Source organism: Vibrio sp. FF145 (genome assembly GCF_041439075.1).
Lineage (GTDB): Bacteria > Pseudomonadota > Gammaproteobacteria > Enterobacterales > Vibrionaceae > Vibrio > Vibrio tasmaniensis_A.
In genome coordinates this window covers 22,580-40,261 of sequence record NZ_JBGONH010000048.1, presented here as the reverse complement: position 1 = coordinate 40,261, position 17,682 = coordinate 22,580, and the positions used below count along the sequence as shown (strand labels likewise).

The window sequence follows — 17,682 nt, the reverse complement described above, 5'->3', positions numbered from 1 at the left end:
AAGGCATGACAGAATCGGTTGGTACTTATCCCGTCATGTTCCCTCAGTAATGACAGCTCTGCTGTAGTGACCCGACTATCAGCTAACCCTGTTTAAAGTTCGTCAACTTGAGCAAACCTTAATAATCACTGGCTCGAATCACTGAGTTGATTTTTCATATTCGCCAGAAACGAAAAATGCCGCATCCATGCGACATTTTTCTTTTGGCGGCCAAACCAGTTTTGCTATATCCATTCTAGATTTCAATCCATTAGGAGATTATTCAGAATGTACTTATAAGACGCTGTTAATCTTGATTAGTTCCCTTTACGCGGCATTTTTTTTCGATTTATTTTCTAAGTCGAATGACGCTGCGATTAATTTCTTGGTGTAGTCATTTTTCGGTGCATTGAAAATCTCTTCTGCAGACCCTTCTTCCATCACTTCACCTTTCTGCATCACCAATACACGATCCGATAAGGCTTTGACTACCGAAAGGTCGTGGCTGATGAATAGGAAGCCGATATTGTGCTTGGCTTGAATGTCTTTTAGCAGGTCAATCACCGTCAGTTGTACAGAGCGATCGAGTGCTGAAGTCGGTTCATCCAATAGAATGAAAGATGGTTCAAGAATCAACGCGCGAGCAATCGCAATACGTTGTCTTTGTCCGCCCGAGAACTCATGTGGATAGCGGTTAATTGAATTGGGTTCTAAGCGAACTTCAATCAATGCTTTGCGAGCTCGTTCTAATCTTTCTTTCTTGGATAGATGAGGTTGATGTACCGTTAAACCTTCAGTGATGATTTCCCCAACGGTCATGCGTGGTGATAAAGAACCATAAGGGTCTTGGAATACCATCTGTACATCTTTCTTGAGCTTGTGACGTTCTTTATCGGTTAACAAACTCACATCTTGGCCTTTGTAAACAATACGTCCGGTACTTGGCAGTAAGCCGATCAGTGCACGTCCTAGCGTTGACTTACCTGAACCTGACTCACCAACTATACCTAACGTTTCACCTTGTTTTAGGGTCAATGAGATGCCTTTTACAGCTTCGAAATATTGACTCTTACTCTTAATGAAGTGGGATTTCACTAAGAATTGAACACGGATATCATCGGCACACAGTAGCTCTGGCGCCGATGCTTCTACAGGAACCTTAGCGCCTTTCGGAATTGAGTTGATCAGCATGCGTGTGTAATCGTGCTTAGGATTTTCGAATAGCTCTTGAGTGAGTCCTTCTTCGACCAATTCCCCTTTACACATCACGAGTACTCGATCGGCAAAGTGTTTCACTACACCAAGATCATGGGTAATGAACAAAATCGCCATGCCCATCTTGCTTTGAATTTCTTTGATAAGAGAAAGCACTTCAGCCTGAACCGTTACATCTAAAGCCGTAGTTGGTTCGTCTGCAATCAGAATGTCTGGTTCATTGATCAGAGCCATTGCGATCATGATGCGTTGCAACTGGCCGCCTGAAAACTCATGTGGGTATTTTTTGTATGCTTGTTCTGGCATTGGTAGATGCACAAGGTTGAAAAGCTCAAGCACACGCTGCTTCGCTTGAGATTTCGATACATTACGATGACACATAATGGCTTCCGCCACTTGAGTGCCCACGCGTAGATATGGGTTTAGAGATGTCATTGGTTCTTGAAAGATCATTCCGATCCTGTCACCACGAATTGACTGCATCTCTCGTTCAGTCTTTTTGAGTATCGACTGACCTTCAAATTCGATTTCCGATTGAGCATCAATGATGGCGTTATCAGGAAGCAAACGCATTAAAGCGTTGGAAGAGACAGATTTACCTGAACCCGATTCGCCAACAATGGCCAAGGTTTCACTAGAATTAAGAGTAAAGTTAATCTTTTTTACCGCATCAATGATTCCATCATTGGTTATGAATTTAACGGAGAGATTGTTAACTTTAAGAATGGCCCGGTCCGACATGATATATCCTTATCAATTTAAGACATTAGGTGAAGATTGAACTTCTGAAGTGGTTTTAAGTTGCCCAAAATGGTGATGAGCGCGTTGAATTTGTTCTAGCTCGAGCATCCAATGTGAGCTGCGCTGAGCACTGCAAAATGCGATCAGGTGATTGAGTAAATCTTCGCTCTGCTTTTCCAATAACCTAAAGGTACGTTGAATCAACTCTGTACCCTCAAGAGAGATAAATTGCATCAATGCATAAGATTGGTTCAAGGTATCGAAGGCTTGTTGCTGTTGCCCTAAACGATTGAGAATCTCTGATTGAGCGACACTGGCGTCTCTAAGACCTGAAATTAAGCAAGCAAACTGGCAGGGTTTGATGTCACTTTGGTATGCCGCGTTTTGGATGTGATGAGGAAGAGAGGTGAGAACATCGTTATAGAGGCGCTGTGCTTCGGGCCAATGACCTTGTTCCATTAACTGTTCAGCTTTTAGGTAGTGCATCCAGCAGCGTTCAATTTCCATGTCCACATCCTTAATTTTAAATATCCTAAAATGTTAATGATATTTATTATCAATTGCAAATTAAAATCATTCACGTGATAAGTTGGTGAATTAAATCTCTCGTTATTGCTAAAAACGGGGTAAATTGAGTGTTATTTGTTCAGTTGAACAGCTGTGCAGCGTAAGTCACTAAATTTATAGGTAATTACATCTACACTGATTTTATCTACACCCAAGTAATGAAGGACTAAGGAGGCGGCGATGGCGATGCAAAGACTCAATACAGAACAGCTGTATAAGGTAGCGGAACTCGATAAGCTACCATGTAAGTCGACCAAAGAACTGGCTCCAATTGACGAAATCGTCGGGCAAGAACGCGCACAAAAGGCCGTTGAGTTCGCGATGTCAATCAAGGAAAAGGGTTACAACATTTATGCGATAGGTCGAAACGGTCTTGGTAAACGCACCATGATCTTGCGCTACCTAAACCGACACCCTCAAGAAGTACAGGAGCTTTTTGATTGGTGCTATATCGCGAATTTTGAAGACATTCGTACACCTAAGGTGCTGAAATTACCTCGTGGTGTTGGCAGCAGTTTGAAGCAAGATATTGAAAAGCTGATGCGGAAGCTTCTTAAAGCAATGCCACTCGCATTCGATAACGAGATGTACTTTAACCGCGCTGACCGATTAAAAAATCAGTTGGCCGCTAAGCAACAAGCGGCGTTAGAAGCGATCAGTCAAGAAGCAAAAGATAAGGGCATCAACCTGACGATCACGACTCAGGGTGACTACCAATTTGTCGCGATGAATGGCGATGATCTTCATACCGAAGAGAGCTTCGACTTACTCACGTCAGAAGAGCAAGATCAATTCGATAAAACCATTGATGGATTGGAAGTCGGGCTGCGGACCATTTCTCGTGAACTGACCGAGCTTGAAGAGACGTACACAGAGAAAGTTCAAAAGTTGAATGATGATACGGCGCGAGATGTTATTACCCACTTCATCAAGCAACTGAAGCAAGATTACAGCCAATATCCAGACATTAAAAAGTACCTTACAGCACTGCGTAAAGACATTGTCGACAACGCAGATATTTTCTTAGAAGAGAGCACAGAGCAAGCAGAAGTTGCGACCGCCTCTTTGGATAAGAAAATGCCACGTCGCTACAAGGTGAACGTGATTGTGAGCCAGAAGGAGGAGACTCTGCCGATCGTGGTGGAAGAGAATCCAAATTATCACTCTCTGTTTGGTTATGTCGAGACGGCAACGTTCAAAGGCACCGTATTTACAGACTTCTCTTTGATCCGCGCTGGTAGCTTACATAGAGCCAATGGCGGCGTCTTGCTGATGGATGCGGTCAAAGTACTTGAACAACCTTATGTGTGGGAAGGCTTGAAGCGCGCGCTGCGTTCGCGTCAATTGAGCTTCACATCATTAGAAAAAGAGGTGACGTTAACGGGGGCGGTATCACTTGATCCTGAGCCTATTCCATTGGACGTTAAGATCATCCTGTTTGGTGATTATCGAACTTATCAACTACTGCAACATTACGATGCGGAGTTTGGTGAATTGTTCCGTGTGACGGCCGATTTTGAAGATGAGATGAAGCGTACTGCGGATTCTGAAATGCATTACGCACGCTTCATTTCAAGCATCGTGCACGACAACAACATGCTGCATTGTGATCGCAAAGCGATTGCTCGCATCATTGAGCACAGTTCTCGTCAGGCGGGTGACCAAAGTAAGTTGTCGTTGCACTCGGCACACATTGCCAACCTGCTTCGTGAGTCAAACTACGTGGCGAAAGGGGCGAAGTCGAACCTGATTCGTGCTACGCATGTCGACCAAGCGCTATCTAACCAACAGATGCGTGTCGGGCGACTGCAAGACAGCGTCATGGAAACCTTCACCAACGGTACAACACTGATTCATGTGGATGGTCAGGCGGTTGGGCAGGTCAATGCGCTGTCTGTACTCAGTACGACTGATCATATGTTTGGCGCACCGAACCGGATCACGGCAACCACGGCTTATGGTGACGGTGAAGTGATTGATATAGAGAGAAACGTAGACCTAGGTGGCAGTATTCACTCGAAAGGGGTGATGATCTTATCGGCTTACCTTTCTTCGGTATTTGGTAAGACAGCGAAAGTACCGCTTACTACCAATATCACTTTCGAACAATCGTATGGTGGCGTCGATGGTGATAGCGCGAGTATGGCCGAGTTCTGTGCGGTAGTGTCTGCATTCTCTAAGCAGCCGAACCGTCAAGACATCGCGATTACCGGCTCGATGAACCAGTTCGGTGAGTCCCAGCCTATTGGTGGTGTGAATGAGAAAATTGAAGGCTTCTTTGATGTGTGCGAAATCAAAGGACGTTCAAATGAGCAAGGGGTGATCATCCCACGTTCAAATGTTCACAACCTGATGCTGCGTAATGACATCGTAAAAGCGGTTGAAAAGGGCGAGTTTAATATTTGGGCTATTGACCATGTGACCGAAGCGATTGAGCTGTTTACAGGCAAAGCCGCCGGTGAGGCGAGTGACGAGGGGAGCTATCCAATCGATACTATCTTTGGTATCGCTCAAGCTAAACTGAACGCACTGCGTAAATAGTCTAATATCTATAGACCCAGCTAGCTTTTTAATTAGATAAGTATTTGAAAGTTAGGCAGATAGACAAAACTAAAAAGCCATCGACATAAAAATCGATGGCTTTTTTTGATTGCGACTTTGCTCGCTATTGAGTCGTCTGCATCTGGTCTGCTTACGGTATTCGGTGAAAGCAATGTGCTAAATGACTTTACCTATTTCGCAAACAGAGCTTGGTGCCATCGAACTTCAGCTTCGCCAACAAGTGCTTGGCATTAGAGCGGCCAATATCATCAAATTCTACCCCGTATCGAGCGTAGTGCGTTGATTTTTGGAGATTACAGATGATGCCTTTCAATGGCGGTATAAGTGGGCCATTGTAGTTCTCAGGTGTAACTTCAATAGATACTCGATCGGCAATTTGAATCGCACGAGAAGTAGGTGAGGTAACAAAACGACAACCACTTTTCGATAAGTCTCTAATCTCACAGTTTGCTCGTTGATCGTTGAAGATGATTCTGGAAGCTAAGTTCACCTCGTAGCGTGTCTCTTTACGCAGTTGGGTTACTTGCATCGAGCTTGGTGTTGAAAGCACAAGTATAGGGAAAGGATCTCCGATCCTATGGTGAATTTGGCTTTTAAAGTGGATAAGAGCGCCTTCTCCTCGCAGAGAGTATGCACGGGCTGTCATCCAAAAACCTTCTTGAAAGAAAAAGCTCAGATCATCGTTGGATACGTCGGGAACCTCAACCACAATGCAGTTATCACTGTGTGTACCGATAAATTTGGTGGTGGCGAGAAACTTAGTACCAACTGGAGTCGATACATTTAATGTCAGTTCACTGCCGTGCTCTATCATGGCCAGTGCATCGGTGCTATTTAACGTAGAAACGGTGCGGTTACGAGGATCTTGAAGTGCCTGATTATGCTCCAAAGGCTTCTTCAGTGGTGCGTTCATTATATGTTCTCCATGCGCCAACATGCGTCTGTTTGTTATATTGGCAACTTGCTATTAAGGGGCAAATACGTGCTAGATTTAGCAGGTGCAATTACATAAATTAAGTGCAATTACATAGACTAGGTAGATGTACTCACATAGATTTATAGAGTGCCTTTATCTTTATTGATTCGTTATTAAGCCGATGGCACAGAGTTATTTACTTTGTTTGTAAGTACTTAGTTCTATTTGTATAAGCTTGAGTTAGTCTATTACAAGGAATGAATACTTCAAATTTTTATTGTTTGTCGTATCAATTATTTTCAGGAGTTGAGAATGCAGGCAACAAAATGGGATCAAGATGCGAACCAGATCACAGTTGAGCTAGCACCCAACCAGTTCGCGGTTGTTAAGTATCAAAAGGATGGAGATGTACTACATATCACATCGACACGTATTCCTGATGAGCTTCAAGGTAAGGGCTTCGGTAAGGTGATGATGGAGTCGGTACTGACTGAAATTGAACAAGCAGGTTTTAAAATTGTACCGATTTGTAGCTATGTGATTCACTATATGAATAGGCAGCCACAGTGGGCACACCTTTTATCCGATAAAGCATAGTAACGAGTATATGTCTCAATCAATATCGTCAAAAAATATCGCTCAACCGATAGCGAATTCAAGTCAAAATCAGCCAGAGCTTTATCAACAAAAGTTTTATCAAAATGAGCTTTATCAAAAAATAGCGGCCTCACTGGGTTGTCATCAAGGGTTTGATGTCCAGGTAATTCAAAGCCTATGGGGCGGGTATGGTGAATTAGTTCGTTTGGTTTTTTCTAAAGACAGGCGTTCTTCATTCAACAGTGTGATTGTTAAACATGTCGCATTGCCAGATAAAGCAGAACACCCAAAGGGTTGGAATACCAAACTTTCTCATCAACGAAAGGTGCACTCTTACCAAGTTGAGACCGCGTGGTATCAGTCGTTTACCCAACAGTGGGATGAGCGTTGCCCTGTACCTGTAGGGCTGCAATGTGAGTTACAAGAGCACGAGTGGCTGATTGTGATGCAAGACTTGGCCGAAATCGGTTTTCCGTTAACTTCTCAGTTTGATGTGCTTGCTGCTTTTGATGATTCAGCAATCCAAGATACTCAGTCTGATCTGGCGTCTGGTTACACACTAGAAGAGCAAAACCAACGCGATGCTTGCCTTAAATGGCTCGCTAACTTTCACGCAAAGCACATCAATGTAGATCAAGAACATTCAGCTTCATTGTGGCAAGTCGGCACATATTGGCATTTAGACACGCGGCCTGACGAGTTAAACGCATTGGCTGATTTATCGCTTAAGAGCCAAGCGCAGCACATTGATAATCTATTAAGGGCGTGCCCATATCAAACCTTGGTACATGGTGACGCTAAGCTCGCCAACTTCTGCTTTGATTTAAAAAGCGAGCGCGCTGCTGCCGTTGATTTCCAATACGTTGGGCGTGGTTGTGCGATGAAAGATGTGGCCTTGTTCATGAGCAGCGCGGTTAGGCCGCAAGATTGCGCGCAGCTTGAAGCAGAGACCTTGAAGGCTTACTTCCAGCACTTGAAAGAAGCACTCATGCACTATCAACCACACATTTCGTTCGATGATGTTGAAGCCGCATGGCGACCAATGTTTTACGTGGCATGGGCTGATTTTCAACGTTTTGTTAAAGGTTGGAGCCCTGAGCATTGGAAGATCAACCCGTATACCGAGCAACTAACCTTACGAGTGCTTAACCAATTAGACGAACAGGAGTCCGTCAATGTTCGATAAAACCGCGAGCTGGAAAACGCCGCAAAACTTCTTATTACTGATTTCAATTGTTGTCCCTATCGCGTTTTCGAGCTGGATGGCGCTGCTGAATAACTTTGTTATTGAGAAAGCGAACTTTGATGGTGCGGATATTGGTTTATTGCAAAGTGTTCGTGAGATCCCTGGCTTCTTGGCCTTTACCGTGGTGTTTGTGTTGGCGTTCATTCGCGAGCAACGCTTCATGTTGATATCGCTGGCGATGCTCACTGTCGGTACGGCGATTACCGGTTTGTTTCCTTCACTTACTGGCTTATTGCTGACCACCATTTTGATGTCGACGGGTTTTCACTATTTTGAAACGCTCAAGCAGTCTTTGTCACTCCAATGGCTGAGTAAAGAAGAAGCCCCTGAGATGCTGGGTAAGATGATCTCCGTTGGCGCGTTGGCCTCGTTAATTACTTATGGCTCAATCTGGGTGATGTTAGAACAGCTGAAGCTCGATTTTGCTTGGGTGTACGGCATTACTGGCGGTATTGGATTCATTCTAGTTTTGGTGATGACCTTTGGTTTTCCTGAGTTTCAAACCAAGACTCAACAAAATAAGAAATTGGTGCTGAGAAAGCGTTACTGGCTCTACTACGCCCTCACCTTTATGAGTGGCGCGAGAAGACAGATCTTCACGGTATTTGCTGGCTTTCTGATGGTAGAGAAGTTTGGTTACTCGGCTGCTGACGTAACGCTACTGTTCTTAATTAATTACCTGTTTAACTTCTTATTCGCAAAACGTATTGGTCGATTTATCGGTGTGGTTGGAGAGCGCAAGGCGCTGATCTTCGAGTATGTTGGTTTGATTGGTGTGTTTGTCGGTTATGGTTTGGTACAAAGCGCGGAATGGGCAGCGGCGCTGTATGTTGTCGACCATCTGTTCTTTGCACTCGCATTAGCGATCAAAACCTATTTCCAGAAAATCGCCGATCCTGCCGACATGGCATCAACAGCAGGTGTCTCTTTCACCATCAACCATATTGCAGCGGTTGTTATTCCGGTCGTATTTGGGGTGATTTGGTTATCGTCCCCTGCAACGGTTTTCTACATAGGTGCTGCGATGGCGGCGGTATCTTTGGCGTTGTCTTTAAACATCCCTAAGAAGCCCGAAGAGGGCAATGAAGTGCGAATGTTTAGCTGGCGTTAACGCTAGGTAGAGGCAACAAAAAAGCTCCAATATCGCTATTGGAGCTTTTTTGTATGTACTAGATGGAAATATCTAGTCAGCTTCCGGTAGGGTTAGCTTCTTGCGGTTTTTAATCCACCACGCAACTTGAAGATTCCTTTTGGTGCCTTAGTAAGCAAGATGCCACAAAGCAGAGGAATCATCATCACCAGTGACTGTTCAGACAGCACTTCTCCATTGATGTAGCAAGAGATCAGTAGTGCAACCACAGGGAAAATCAGGAAGCAGATAGACGCTTGGAATGGCGTCGAAACTTGTCCGAGTTTAAAGTAGGCAACAATGCCGCCAACACTCGCCACAAAGCCTAGGTAAACTACCGCTGAGATTGAATCCCAAGTGAAGGATTCAACATTCACGCTTTCACCCATCGCCGAAACGGCGAACAAGAATAGAGAAGCAATCAGACTTGGGACTGCGTTGTACGTCAGTACTTCGATGCCTTTACAGTGCTTTTGAACTAACACATACATAACAGCGTGTATTGCCACAGCAAGACCTAAGCAAACTGTACCAACTAGGTAGTCATCGCCACCCATCTGCATTTCATTACCGAGGATCAAACATAGGCTTACAACAGCGGTAGCCAAACCAAATATTTGGTGCTTAGCCAATCGTAGGCCTAGGAATAGGCCTGACATCAACATCACAGCGACCGGCATGTTAGCGAAGATGATCGACGCTAGACCAGAAGAGATGTATTGCTCGCCATAGATCATCAAAGTAAATGGAATCGCAAAGTACATCAGCGCAACAATCAGCAACCATTGACGCTTGCCTTTAGGAAACAGCAGTGGCTGGTTGAAGACTTTCGCTAATACCGCAAGCAGAGGTGCAGCGAGTAAAAAGCGCAATGCAGTAGCAAAAATTGGTGGGATAGAATGCAATGCCACTTCCATTGCGAACCAAGTGGTTCCCCAAATTAGGCAAACAGAGACAAAAAGCAAGATAGTTAGCGACTTCGAATTCATGGTGACTACTCATTAATAATTATTTTAAATCATAGGCTTGTGGCGCCTTAATGATGTGGCACAGTATAAGGAGGCCGTCGGAGAAAAATTTTGTCTTTTTATCTCTAATTGCAATGTCTCATGGAAAGATAATCTCTAATGTGTCTATTTTTTAGAAAATAAATTCAAATTAGGTATCTTGAGTAAAGGCATTGTTCTTTGTAAGGTTTAATGTCGTTTAAGAAACGATCAACTTGGCGAGTATGGCTATTTGGTTTATTGCTGTCAGCGTAGCAACAAAAGGCGCCTTTTAAATCACTGTATAAGATGTAAGGCGCCGTTATTATTCTCAGTACAGTCGGTAGATTCAACTACGTAACAGGCTTAACTTGTTTGGACTGTTTTACCGCAAGAATCAGTTGTGGTAGCAGTGACATCACGATCATGCCTGTCATTAGCGAGTACTGGAGTGGGGTAAAGGATTCACCCATCAACATCATACCCGTCACAATTCCCGCAATTGGGTTAGCGATGCCACCGAAGGTGAAATCCACCACAGACATACGTTGTAGTAGCCACACATACATGCCGTAACCCAGGGCCGTGTTCAGGACAATCACCCAAACAAGTCCTATTGCGTTACGAGTATCGAAATGAGTCACAGCGTTAACATAAGGCTGTGGGTCGATGAGCGCATGAACGCCAGACGCGACAGATAAAATCGTACCGCCTAGAATCAGTTGCCACGTTAATACCTTCCACCAGTGCATGCGATTACCCAGTGACTTGGTAATGCTACTGCCGATAACGATACACATGATTGCAGCGAACATGGCGCCTAAACCTATTGGGTTTAATGCGATTTGACTTGGATTAAACAATATCCACGCCAATGTGATTAATCCAACACCAGACAAGGCTTGAATCAATTGCGGACGCTGTTTCTTTACTACCCAATGGAAGATCATCGCAAACACTGGCACAGAGATCATACCTACACCGGAGATTGCCGAAGGCAACGTCAACGCCATCACGAAGATTAAGCTAAAGAAGGTCGCAATATTGATAAGACCCAATGTGAAAATGATCTGCCATTCGCCTTTTTGAGGCAGTGTCGGTTTTACTACTAGCAATAACAAACCAGCAGGCAACGCACGCAAAGCACCCAATAATAAGGGAGGCCATTCCTGTAGCGTAAATTGCGTCACTGCATAGGTTGTTCCCCAAAAGAACGCGGGGAGCATTGCTAATAATATATTCATATAAAATATCTTTACGTTAAGATAGTTGGTTGTATGAACTGTATACCTAGATCATATGGTTGTAAAGTATCTTTATGTTAAACTAGTTTGAATTAATCAGACTAATAACGGAGCGAGATCGCAAATGGATGCTATCGACCGCGTAGTAGAGCAATGGGCAAAGGAAAAGCCTGAGTTAGAAACTGAGCCAATGGCAATGATGGGCAGGATTATGCGTATTGCCAAGTATATGGAGACGCAAGTTGCCGAGCTTCATAAAAATTACGACATGAAACTTGGTGAGTTTGATGTGTTGGCAACGTTGCGACGTTCTGGGAAGCCTTATCAACTGACGCCATCAGAACTGATCGGATCGATGATGCTGACCTCAGGCGCAATGACCAATCGCCTTGATAAACTAGAAGCTAAAGGGCTGATCAGTCGTGAGCACAGCAAAGAAGACAGGCGCAGCGTGAGTGTTCTGCTAACCAAAGATGGTCTTATTCTGATCGACCAAATGATGACTGAACATGTCGAAATGCAGAAAAAACTGGTTAAGTCATTGTCTGCGAGCCAGAAGAAGAACACTAACCAACTTCTGAAAGCATGGTTGAGTGCTTACGAATAATTTTTAGGTGACGGAGTAGGGTACGACTATGGACAGTATTCAAAATAATACGGAAAAAACAGATATGCTTGAGAAAGTAGAGCGCGTTGTATTAATTAATGGATTGGAATATGAGGTTAGCGGAAATGTTCTTAATCTTAAGCTAGGCAGAGCGGGTGGAAAGGTAAAAATCAAATACGATTACGCGACGAATTCATACGTCTACAACTGTAATGAGTATGCTATTGGTTTTTCCAGTCTCATCTTCTTCGTTCTTTCGTTTAATACTCTGTATCAAGTTGATCACCAAGCATGGTCTGGTTATGTCGCGGGTTTGATGTTCGCTGGAGCAATATTCAATTTGATCCAATTAGTGCTATCTCACGTCCAAATGTTAGACATTAAAGCACAGCTAAGAGAAGTAGGTATCTACCTCAAGTCTGGCGCGTAAGAACCTTTAGCATATTTTCTATCGTGAACAACTGAACAACTGAACAACTGAACAACTGAACAACTTAGCCAATTGCTGAGTAACGAGTGGTTAAGCCCTGCCATCGGTGGTTATATGCCCAAATAAACAGCGTTAACACCAATTCTTAGTGCTGTTTTTACTTTCCTCTTACACACTTTTCTTATATCGAACCTAGTATCAAATTTCTCTTGGTTATACAGGCAAGCTTCTCATTATGAAGAACTTTTTCGATAGCGAGCTCATGCTCTCTAGCTCCTTGAACTTCGTTCTGCTGTCACTTGGACTAACGCTCCTCTTACATATTCCAATTTGGTGTGGATTCAACCTGAGTCGGCGAAAATGGAAGCGAATGGATTATTTATGGCCGTTTTTAGCGGGTATCGGAATGCTTGGTGCCGTGTCTGAGATTCGAGCGAAGGTGGCGGGTGATTGGGTTGAAATCGAACAAACCAGAGCAGTGGCGATTTTAGAATCGGTTCAGCAGTTCTCTTTGGATAAGTTGAGAAGTGATGCCTGTACAGGTCAGCCATCTTTAGATAACTACGCTCAGTACCACGACGCGTGTTTGTGGTATTTGAATACGGCGATTACGTTTAAAGATGTCGATTTCACCTTGTTACCCAATGCATCGGATTTTACGGTTCCTGCGCCTAGCGTGTCGTTAGTTGAAAGTGATGCGGTGTGGGTGGATGGCATGCTGAGTCAGTATGAAAAGCAGAAAAACCAATATATAAAAACCAGAGAAGCGCAGGTGAAGCAGCCCCTAGAAAGTATCTTTTGGTATGTGAGTCCTTACTTAGTGTGTTTCGCGATTGCACTACGTCTTACTAAGGTGACAGCAGAGCTCAAGTTGGATAAATGCTCATAGTTCACTGAATGTTTGTAGTCCACGGTTCATCGCTATATGAATGGATAACTCAATACTTAGGTAAGTGTATAACGAATAGAAAGGGTGCTTCGCAGGATAAGTGTAGCGTGAATAAGGCTAAGAAATTGTTGAGTCGAATAACAAGAGAAAAAATAGCGTCAGTATTGCATTACTGACGCTATTTTTATGTTGGATCCAACAGTAGCTGAGAGTTGTTTAAAAAGGTGGCTACTTAAATTGGTATCTAACCGAAAGTTGTAATTGAGGGCCGTAAAGACCGTTGTTTTTGGAAGCAACTGCAAACACGGCTTTATCTGTGGCATGGAACCTAGCTCCAAACGTAAAGATTGAGTGTTCTCCGTTAGAGCCCGCAAGTACGTGGGCTTCAACTCTTTGAGTGACCCACGCTCGAATCCCCGCATTGAATTCGACATAAGCTTTCGTTTCTCCAGCTGCGTATGAGTTTTTATTGAAATGGAGTAGCAGTTGTGTATTTAAGTCGATCGCTTGGGTTATTGGACCATAAACTTGAGGGCCGATGTACGCATCAAAGTTACTTTCATCTTCGGCTGTGTTGGTACTGAGGCCGCCCAAAATCGCCAAGCTATCGTTGATGTCGCGTCCACCATCCACGCTTAACCCCATAGGCTTTGCTTGCATTCCAAGCTCTACAAAGTCCGTTGTGAAATTTGCCGCAGATATAGCTTGATGAGAGAAGAGGCATAGCAGTAGAGGTATTACATTTTTAATTTTCATATGACTTACAAAAGATAGTAATAGTGGAGTAAAGCGCTTGGTCATGCTTTATTTATTGTCACGCCAAAGCGATGAAGTTCTTCGAAAGTTAAGTCAAAGAAAATGTGTGTTCTTGTTGTCCATCTTGATTGTGCTGTATAGGGGGGCGATAACCCATTCCTTTGCTTGATGGTTGTATATTAAACATAACTGCAATAACCAACAACGATTTTAATTTTTTTTTGTATCGCCCTATGTTCTGATTCTCACTTGAATTAATTGAAAACAGACAAGCGGTCTAAATTTCGTTTTAGGAACAAATGTATGAAGAAAATCGTTGGTTTAATCTTATTAGCTTCACTTACTGCATGCGGTGGTGGAGGCGGCGGTGGCGGTGCGACTAAAGGTGGTAGCAGCAGTGGTACTGGCAGCAGTGGTGGTAGTACTGGCGGCAGTACAGCGGTTTCTACTCAAGCGCCCGAGCGTTCTGTTCTTAAACTTAGCGTGGGTGATGTACAGAAATTGAGCTCTGTTGTTTTCTCATCTGCAAGCATTACTGGATTTGAAGCTCCAAGTCAGTCCAAATAAACCACTAGAAGGAACATAAAATATGACAAAGACACTATTACCACTAGTGCTAGGCGTTTCTTCACTTGCGACAATGGTTCATGCAAACGAAGATATTAATCTACAGGGCTACTATAAATCTAAGGCGGCGATAAAGTTCGCTGTAGATAAAATTCAGCAAAATAAAGTTGAATTTATGAATTTAGATAAGGCGCTTACACTTTCCCCTAGCACTTCTCCGCAAACTCTAGTTTCTATTGATGACCTCGCTAATTCTAAGCCAGCACACAGTGATGTATTTGTGTCGAAGGCTAAAGAGTTCAAATTAACCAATAAAGTGTGCGTGATTTCAAAAGATGGCGCGACGATTGCGTTCGAAGCTGATGATGGTGCGACGACTTGTGCCTTTGATTTAGATAAAGTACACAAAGCAATGGCGAAAACAACGGAAGATCTTGTTTTCTTTAAACGCTACGGAACCGGGGAAGAGACTCAATATACAATTGATAATATTAGTCTTATTGGTTTAGATATCTCTAATACATTCTTGTACACATCTAAGGGTAAATTGCTCGGTGATATCGTTAAGGTTAAGACGAGCCCTGCCGGCAAGTACACTGTTGAACATTACGTGGATGCAGGCCCAGAAGACGGGACTAAAATTGGCTTTAAGGCATATCAATGGGCTGACGATATGGCCGATGGTCAGAAAGCGATAGTTAACTCTGTGTCATACCATTACGGATCGAAAGTTACGTTGGACAACAAAAAGACAGCGTTCCATTGGGCGATAAAGGATCATGTAGCGCCTTCTAATGCTAACGGTGATTTCTACTTTGCTGCAGCGGTTAGCCGTTTAGCGCGTTCTTCTGTCGACAACAATATTGAGCAAAAGGATACGTACTCTAGCAAAGCCCCGTCTGATTTGATCGCTTATAACTTCAATAACGCTAATAAATTAGTTGGTCTGAGCCCTGATGCTTGTACGATTAAGCAAATTGCTGACGGTAAGGCAACGGTAACTTGGTACACTGGATTTAATCGAGGAAAGGATTGTTCAGCAACAGCCGCTGACCTTGCTGGTAAAAAGAAAGTGACCACTTCTACTCTTACGAATGATGGCAGTAAGAAAGTGTCGGTTGCTAGCTTGAAAAAAAGTGCGTCTGATATTCTTCAGGCAGTGGAGCTAGACTCTACATCAGCTTCTGGTTTAACGGATGCTGAGTTTACTGCAATGAAAGCGAAATATGATGCAGCGACAAAGCAATACAAAGACTTCAATAGCATTCAATTCTGGAAGTAGTTAACTCTAATTCCTAACTTTCTGAACACAAAAATGGGCAGTTTATCTGCCCATTTTTTATAACTGCAACGAATGACAACCCTTCCCTTAGATCGGTGTTTAATTCGATAAAGACAGTGCGAACGACAACAAGATTGGTAGGGTAACCACACTTAGGAAGTTGCCAAACAACACCATGGACGCGACCTTAGGGGGCTCGACATTGAACCTCTCTGCAAACAGGTAGTTCATCACAGCGGGTGGCAGCATGGTGAACAGTACCATCATTTGTAAGTGCAGCGTCGGCAGTGGGATAAAGAAGTAGATGATGGTAAAAGCGATCGCCCCTGTAAATAGGGATTGAGCCGTACACAACAAGCCGACCTTTAATCCGCTCAGTCTCAAGTTGACCATTTGCGAACCCAGCGACAGCAGCATAATAGGAACGGCAGCTTGCCCGAGCAGTGATGTGGCTTCGTAGATCGGATTCCACACGGTAATTCCAGACAGGTTGAGCGTCATCGCTAGCGCAGTCGCTAAGAAAATCGGCATCTTGAGGATCTGTTTGATCGGATTACCGTCGCTCAATAGCGCTAAGCCAACACTAATATGGACACATGCTGATACCACAAATAGTAATACAGCAGGGGCTAATGCGCTCTCGCCAAAGGTATAGGTGAATAGGGGAATGGCTAGGTTGCCACTATTCCGGAACATGTGTGGAGGAGCCCAAGCCTTGAAATTGAGCTTAAAGATCTTACAGATCGGAATCATCAACAATGCAGGCACTAACACTGCGATCAAAGAAGCGGTTATGAGTGGCAATTGCTCTGTGTCGAGAGGCATGGTGGTCAGCGATGCAAACACTAGCGCAGGGATACACACATCCATATTGATGCGATTGATCGGTTTGAAATCGGGCTTGAGCCAACGACCGACCGCAAAGCCAGCACTGGCTAAAGCAAAAACGGGAAACAGAATGCTGATGACCTGTTCGAACATAGAATTCCTTTCTAGGTTTAGTACCTCCATTTAGCGGAGAAACGAATGTTTTAGAGAGCGCTATAGATACGTATGAAATCGAGATGTATAAACATTAACCTATCAACATAATGACTTGGCGTCACCGAAGATCGTTGTCTGTCAGCGGTTAATTTACATTTCTTTGAATGAAGCACAAAAAAGACCAGTGGCATCAGCAACGGGTCTTTAAAGGCTAGATAAATCTGGACGGGTTCTTTAATTAACTACGGTGACCACTAAACGCGATTATCACCACAGCTGTAGGCAACGATCTGGCTGATTTCGCTCAGGCTACGACCTGATTGTTGCTGCCACTCGTTGAAAGCCTTGCTCGCCGCGACTTGTGCTCGCTTGGTGTTACGGCCGCTATCCACCACCTCGGTACTGCGCAGGTGCGCTTCAACATCTGATGACAAGATGAAGGTGTCTTTACCCATTTGGCGCAGAGTGTAGGCACCAGTATTACCACCTAATCGCTTGCCGTGTTTTTTCAGGTAATCCCACAGCTCTGTGATACGTTCTGATGGCCAGTCGGCAACCATTTGCGAGAATGAATCGGCTTCACGCTTGGCATTGTGGATCATGGTGGCATTAGCAGGGATGGTCATCACTTTAGTGAGGTGGCGAATAATGCGCGGGTCTTGCGCTTTCTGTTCCCACATCTCATTTGGCAGCATCAGCATTTTCTCGATGTTGAATTCAAAAAACACTTCTTCAAATTGCGGCCACTTCTTTCTCACCACATTCCATGAAATACCACACTGGAATACTTTTTCAGTAAAGGCGGCTAGCCAACGATCGTCTGTGATTTGCGATAGCTCGGCTTGGGAAAGGGGTGCACGAACAATTTTTTCGAGTTCGGCCGCTCCGCCTTTACGGTGAGCAGCACGTTGATAAATAGTGTCGAATTTTTCTTGGGTCATTGGAGGTTCCAAATTACATCTGTGTATCTTGAGTATGTAGCTAA

17 protein-coding genes are annotated in these 17,682 nt (G+C 43.9%); 9 read left to right on the top strand and 8 right to left on the bottom strand.

Features of this window, described 5'->3' with window-relative positions:
* Positions 1 to 306 precede the first annotated feature (306 nt).
* Together ACED42_RS16910 and ACED42_RS16905 are read right to left on the bottom strand one after the other, a co-directional pair.
* On the bottom strand, positions 307 to 1,935 hold the full coding sequence (locus tag ACED42_RS16910) for an ABC transporter ATP-binding protein (protein ID WP_135381955.1): 1,629 nt from the start codon (positions 1,933 to 1,935) through the stop codon (positions 307 to 309).
* 12 nt (positions 1,936 to 1,947) lie between these two features.
* Positions 1,948 to 2,442 carry a hypothetical protein gene (locus ACED42_RS16905; protein WP_009846166.1) on the bottom strand — a complete coding sequence of 165 codons (495 nt, stop codon included), beginning with the start codon at positions 2,440 to 2,442 and terminating at the stop codon, positions 1,948 to 1,950.
* A 240-nt stretch (positions 2,443 to 2,682) separates the two neighbouring features.
* Between ACED42_RS16905 and ACED42_RS16900 the strand changes: the two genes are divergently transcribed.
* Positions 2,683 to 5,043, top strand: coding sequence for a Lon protease family protein (locus ACED42_RS16900; RefSeq protein ID WP_371695816.1), 2,361 nt, complete (start codon positions 2,683 to 2,685; stop codon positions 5,041 to 5,043).
* Positions 5,044 to 5,230: 187 nt separating this feature from the next.
* On the opposite strand, the gene ACED42_RS16895 is transcribed toward ACED42_RS16900, so the two are convergent.
* Positions 5,231 to 5,977 (bottom strand): flagellar brake protein, encoded by a 747-nt coding sequence (locus ACED42_RS16895; protein ID WP_009846168.1) that lies wholly within the window; start codon positions 5,975 to 5,977, stop codon positions 5,231 to 5,233.
* Positions 5,978 to 6,292: 315 nt separating this feature from the next.
* Between ACED42_RS16895 and ACED42_RS16890 the strand changes: the two genes are divergently transcribed.
* The 3 genes from ACED42_RS16890 to ACED42_RS16880 are packed head-to-tail and all read left to right on the top strand — an operon-like array spanning position 6,293 to position 8,934.
* Entirely contained in the window at positions 6,293 to 6,577 is a 285-nt protein-coding gene (locus tag ACED42_RS16890; RefSeq protein WP_029223001.1) for a GNAT family N-acetyltransferase, read from the top strand.
* Positions 6,578 to 6,587: 10 nt separating this feature from the next.
* A complete protein-coding gene (locus tag ACED42_RS16885) occupies positions 6,588 to 7,763 on the top strand; it encodes a phosphotransferase (RefSeq protein WP_371703460.1) in 1,176 nt (391 codons plus the stop codon).
* The gene (locus tag ACED42_RS16880; protein ID WP_009846171.1) at positions 7,753 to 8,934 is read left to right on the top strand and encodes an MFS transporter; all 1,182 of its coding nucleotides are present in this window, start codon (positions 7,753 to 7,755) and stop codon (positions 8,932 to 8,934) included. Before ACED42_RS16885 ends, ACED42_RS16880 begins: the two co-directional genes overlap by 11 nt.
* A gap of 92 nt (positions 8,935 to 9,026) precedes the next feature.
* On the opposite strand, the gene ACED42_RS16875 is transcribed toward ACED42_RS16880, so the two are convergent.
* Positions 9,027 to 9,941, bottom strand: a complete 915-nt coding sequence (locus tag ACED42_RS16875; RefSeq protein ID WP_135442398.1) for a DMT family transporter — start codon at positions 9,939 to 9,941, stop codon at positions 9,027 to 9,029.
* 350 nt (positions 9,942 to 10,291) lie between these two features.
* Positions 10,292 to 11,182 carry a DMT family transporter gene (locus ACED42_RS16870; RefSeq protein WP_371703458.1) on the bottom strand — a complete coding sequence of 297 codons (891 nt, stop codon included), beginning with the start codon at positions 11,180 to 11,182 and terminating at the stop codon, positions 10,292 to 10,294.
* A 124-nt stretch (positions 11,183 to 11,306) separates the two neighbouring features.
* Between ACED42_RS16870 and ACED42_RS16865 the strand changes: the two genes are divergently transcribed.
* The 3 genes from ACED42_RS16865 (at position 11,307) to ACED42_RS16855 (ending at position 13,108) form a co-directional block, all read left to right on the top strand.
* Positions 11,307 to 11,789: a MarR family winged helix-turn-helix transcriptional regulator gene (locus ACED42_RS16865; protein ID WP_371703457.1), complete on the top strand. Its 483-nt coding sequence runs from the start codon at positions 11,307 to 11,309 to the stop codon at positions 11,787 to 11,789.
* 28 nt (positions 11,790 to 11,817) lie between these two features.
* Positions 11,818 to 12,219: a hypothetical protein gene (locus ACED42_RS16860; protein ID WP_009846182.1), complete on the top strand. Its 402-nt coding sequence runs from the start codon at positions 11,818 to 11,820 to the stop codon at positions 12,217 to 12,219.
* Positions 12,220 to 12,589: 370 nt separating this feature from the next.
* Positions 12,590 to 13,108: a hypothetical protein gene (locus ACED42_RS16855; protein WP_371703454.1), complete on the top strand. Its 519-nt coding sequence runs from the start codon at positions 12,590 to 12,592 to the stop codon at positions 13,106 to 13,108.
* Between the two features lie 228 nt (positions 13,109 to 13,336).
* Here the strand turns inward: ACED42_RS16855 and ACED42_RS16850 are convergent, their stop codons facing one another.
* The gene (locus ACED42_RS16850) at positions 13,337 to 13,768 is read right to left on the bottom strand and encodes a hypothetical protein (protein WP_371703452.1); all 432 of its coding nucleotides are present in this window, start codon (positions 13,766 to 13,768) and stop codon (positions 13,337 to 13,339) included.
* A 399-nt stretch (positions 13,769 to 14,167) separates the two neighbouring features.
* On the opposite strand from ACED42_RS16850, the gene ACED42_RS16845 reads away from it, so the two are divergent.
* Together ACED42_RS16845 and ACED42_RS16840 are read left to right on the top strand one after the other, a co-directional pair.
* A complete protein-coding gene (locus ACED42_RS16845; RefSeq protein ID WP_269336881.1) occupies positions 14,168 to 14,431 on the top strand; it encodes a hypothetical protein in 264 nt (87 codons plus the stop codon).
* Positions 14,432 to 14,453: 22 nt separating this feature from the next.
* A complete protein-coding gene (locus ACED42_RS16840; RefSeq protein ID WP_269336882.1) occupies positions 14,454 to 15,713 on the top strand; it encodes a hypothetical protein in 1,260 nt (419 codons plus the stop codon).
* Between the two features lie 99 nt (positions 15,714 to 15,812).
* Here ACED42_RS16840 and ACED42_RS16835 read toward each other — a convergent pair whose 3' ends face one another.
* Entirely contained in the window at positions 15,813 to 16,694 is an 882-nt protein-coding gene (locus ACED42_RS16835) for an AEC family transporter (protein ID WP_371703451.1), read from the bottom strand.
* A gap of 257 nt (positions 16,695 to 16,951) precedes the next feature.
* The gene (locus ACED42_RS16830) at positions 16,952 to 17,638 is read right to left on the bottom strand and encodes a DNA-3-methyladenine glycosylase I (protein WP_371703449.1); all 687 of its coding nucleotides are present in this window, start codon (positions 17,636 to 17,638) and stop codon (positions 16,952 to 16,954) included.
* Positions 17,639 to 17,682: the final 44 nt, after the last annotated feature.

Bases quoted from the DNA above. Each gene is read 5' to 3' on its own strand.
- ACED42_RS16890 (WP_029223001.1), top strand. From the start codon at position 6,293: ATGCAGGCAACAAAATGGGATCAAGATGCGAACCAGATCACAGTTGAG.
- ACED42_RS16855 (WP_371703454.1), top strand. From the start codon at position 12,590: ATGGATTATTTATGGCCGTTTTTAGCGGGTATCGGAATGCTTGGTGCC.
- ACED42_RS16885 (WP_371703460.1), top strand. From the start codon at position 6,588: ATGTCTCAATCAATATCGTCAAAAAATATCGCTCAACCGATAGCGAAT.
- ACED42_RS16910 (WP_135381955.1), bottom strand. From the start codon at position 1,935: ATGTCGGACCGGGCCATTCTTAAAGTTAACAATCTCTCCGTTAAATTC.
- ACED42_RS16830 (WP_371703449.1), bottom strand. From the start codon at position 17,638: ATGACCCAAGAAAAATTCGACACTATTTATCAACGTGCTGCTCACCGT.
- ACED42_RS16835 (WP_371703451.1), bottom strand. From the start codon at position 16,694: ATGTTCGAACAGGTCATCAGCATTCTGTTTCCCGTTTTTGCTTTAGCC.
- ACED42_RS16860 (WP_009846182.1), top strand. From the start codon at position 11,818: ATGGACAGTATTCAAAATAATACGGAAAAAACAGATATGCTTGAGAAA.
- ACED42_RS16875 (WP_135442398.1), bottom strand. From the start codon at position 9,941: ATGAATTCGAAGTCGCTAACTATCTTGCTTTTTGTCTCTGTTTGCCTA.
- ACED42_RS16880 (WP_009846171.1), top strand. From the start codon at position 7,753: ATGTTCGATAAAACCGCGAGCTGGAAAACGCCGCAAAACTTCTTATTA.
- ACED42_RS16870 (WP_371703458.1), bottom strand. From the start codon at position 11,182: ATGAATATATTATTAGCAATGCTCCCCGCGTTCTTTTGGGGAACAACC.
- ACED42_RS16895 (WP_009846168.1), bottom strand. From the start codon at position 5,977: ATGAACGCACCACTGAAGAAGCCTTTGGAGCATAATCAGGCACTTCAA.
- ACED42_RS16905 (WP_009846166.1), bottom strand. From the start codon at position 2,442: ATGGAAATTGAACGCTGCTGGATGCACTACCTAAAAGCTGAACAGTTA.
- ACED42_RS16845 (WP_269336881.1), top strand. From the start codon at position 14,168: ATGAAGAAAATCGTTGGTTTAATCTTATTAGCTTCACTTACTGCATGC.
- ACED42_RS16840 (WP_269336882.1), top strand. From the start codon at position 14,454: ATGACAAAGACACTATTACCACTAGTGCTAGGCGTTTCTTCACTTGCG.
- ACED42_RS16900 (WP_371695816.1), top strand. From the start codon at position 2,683: ATGGCGATGCAAAGACTCAATACAGAACAGCTGTATAAGGTAGCGGAA.
- ACED42_RS16865 (WP_371703457.1), top strand. From the start codon at position 11,307: ATGGATGCTATCGACCGCGTAGTAGAGCAATGGGCAAAGGAAAAGCCT.
- ACED42_RS16850 (WP_371703452.1), bottom strand. From the start codon at position 13,768: ATGCAAGCAAAGCCTATGGGGTTAAGCGTGGATGGTGGACGCGACATC.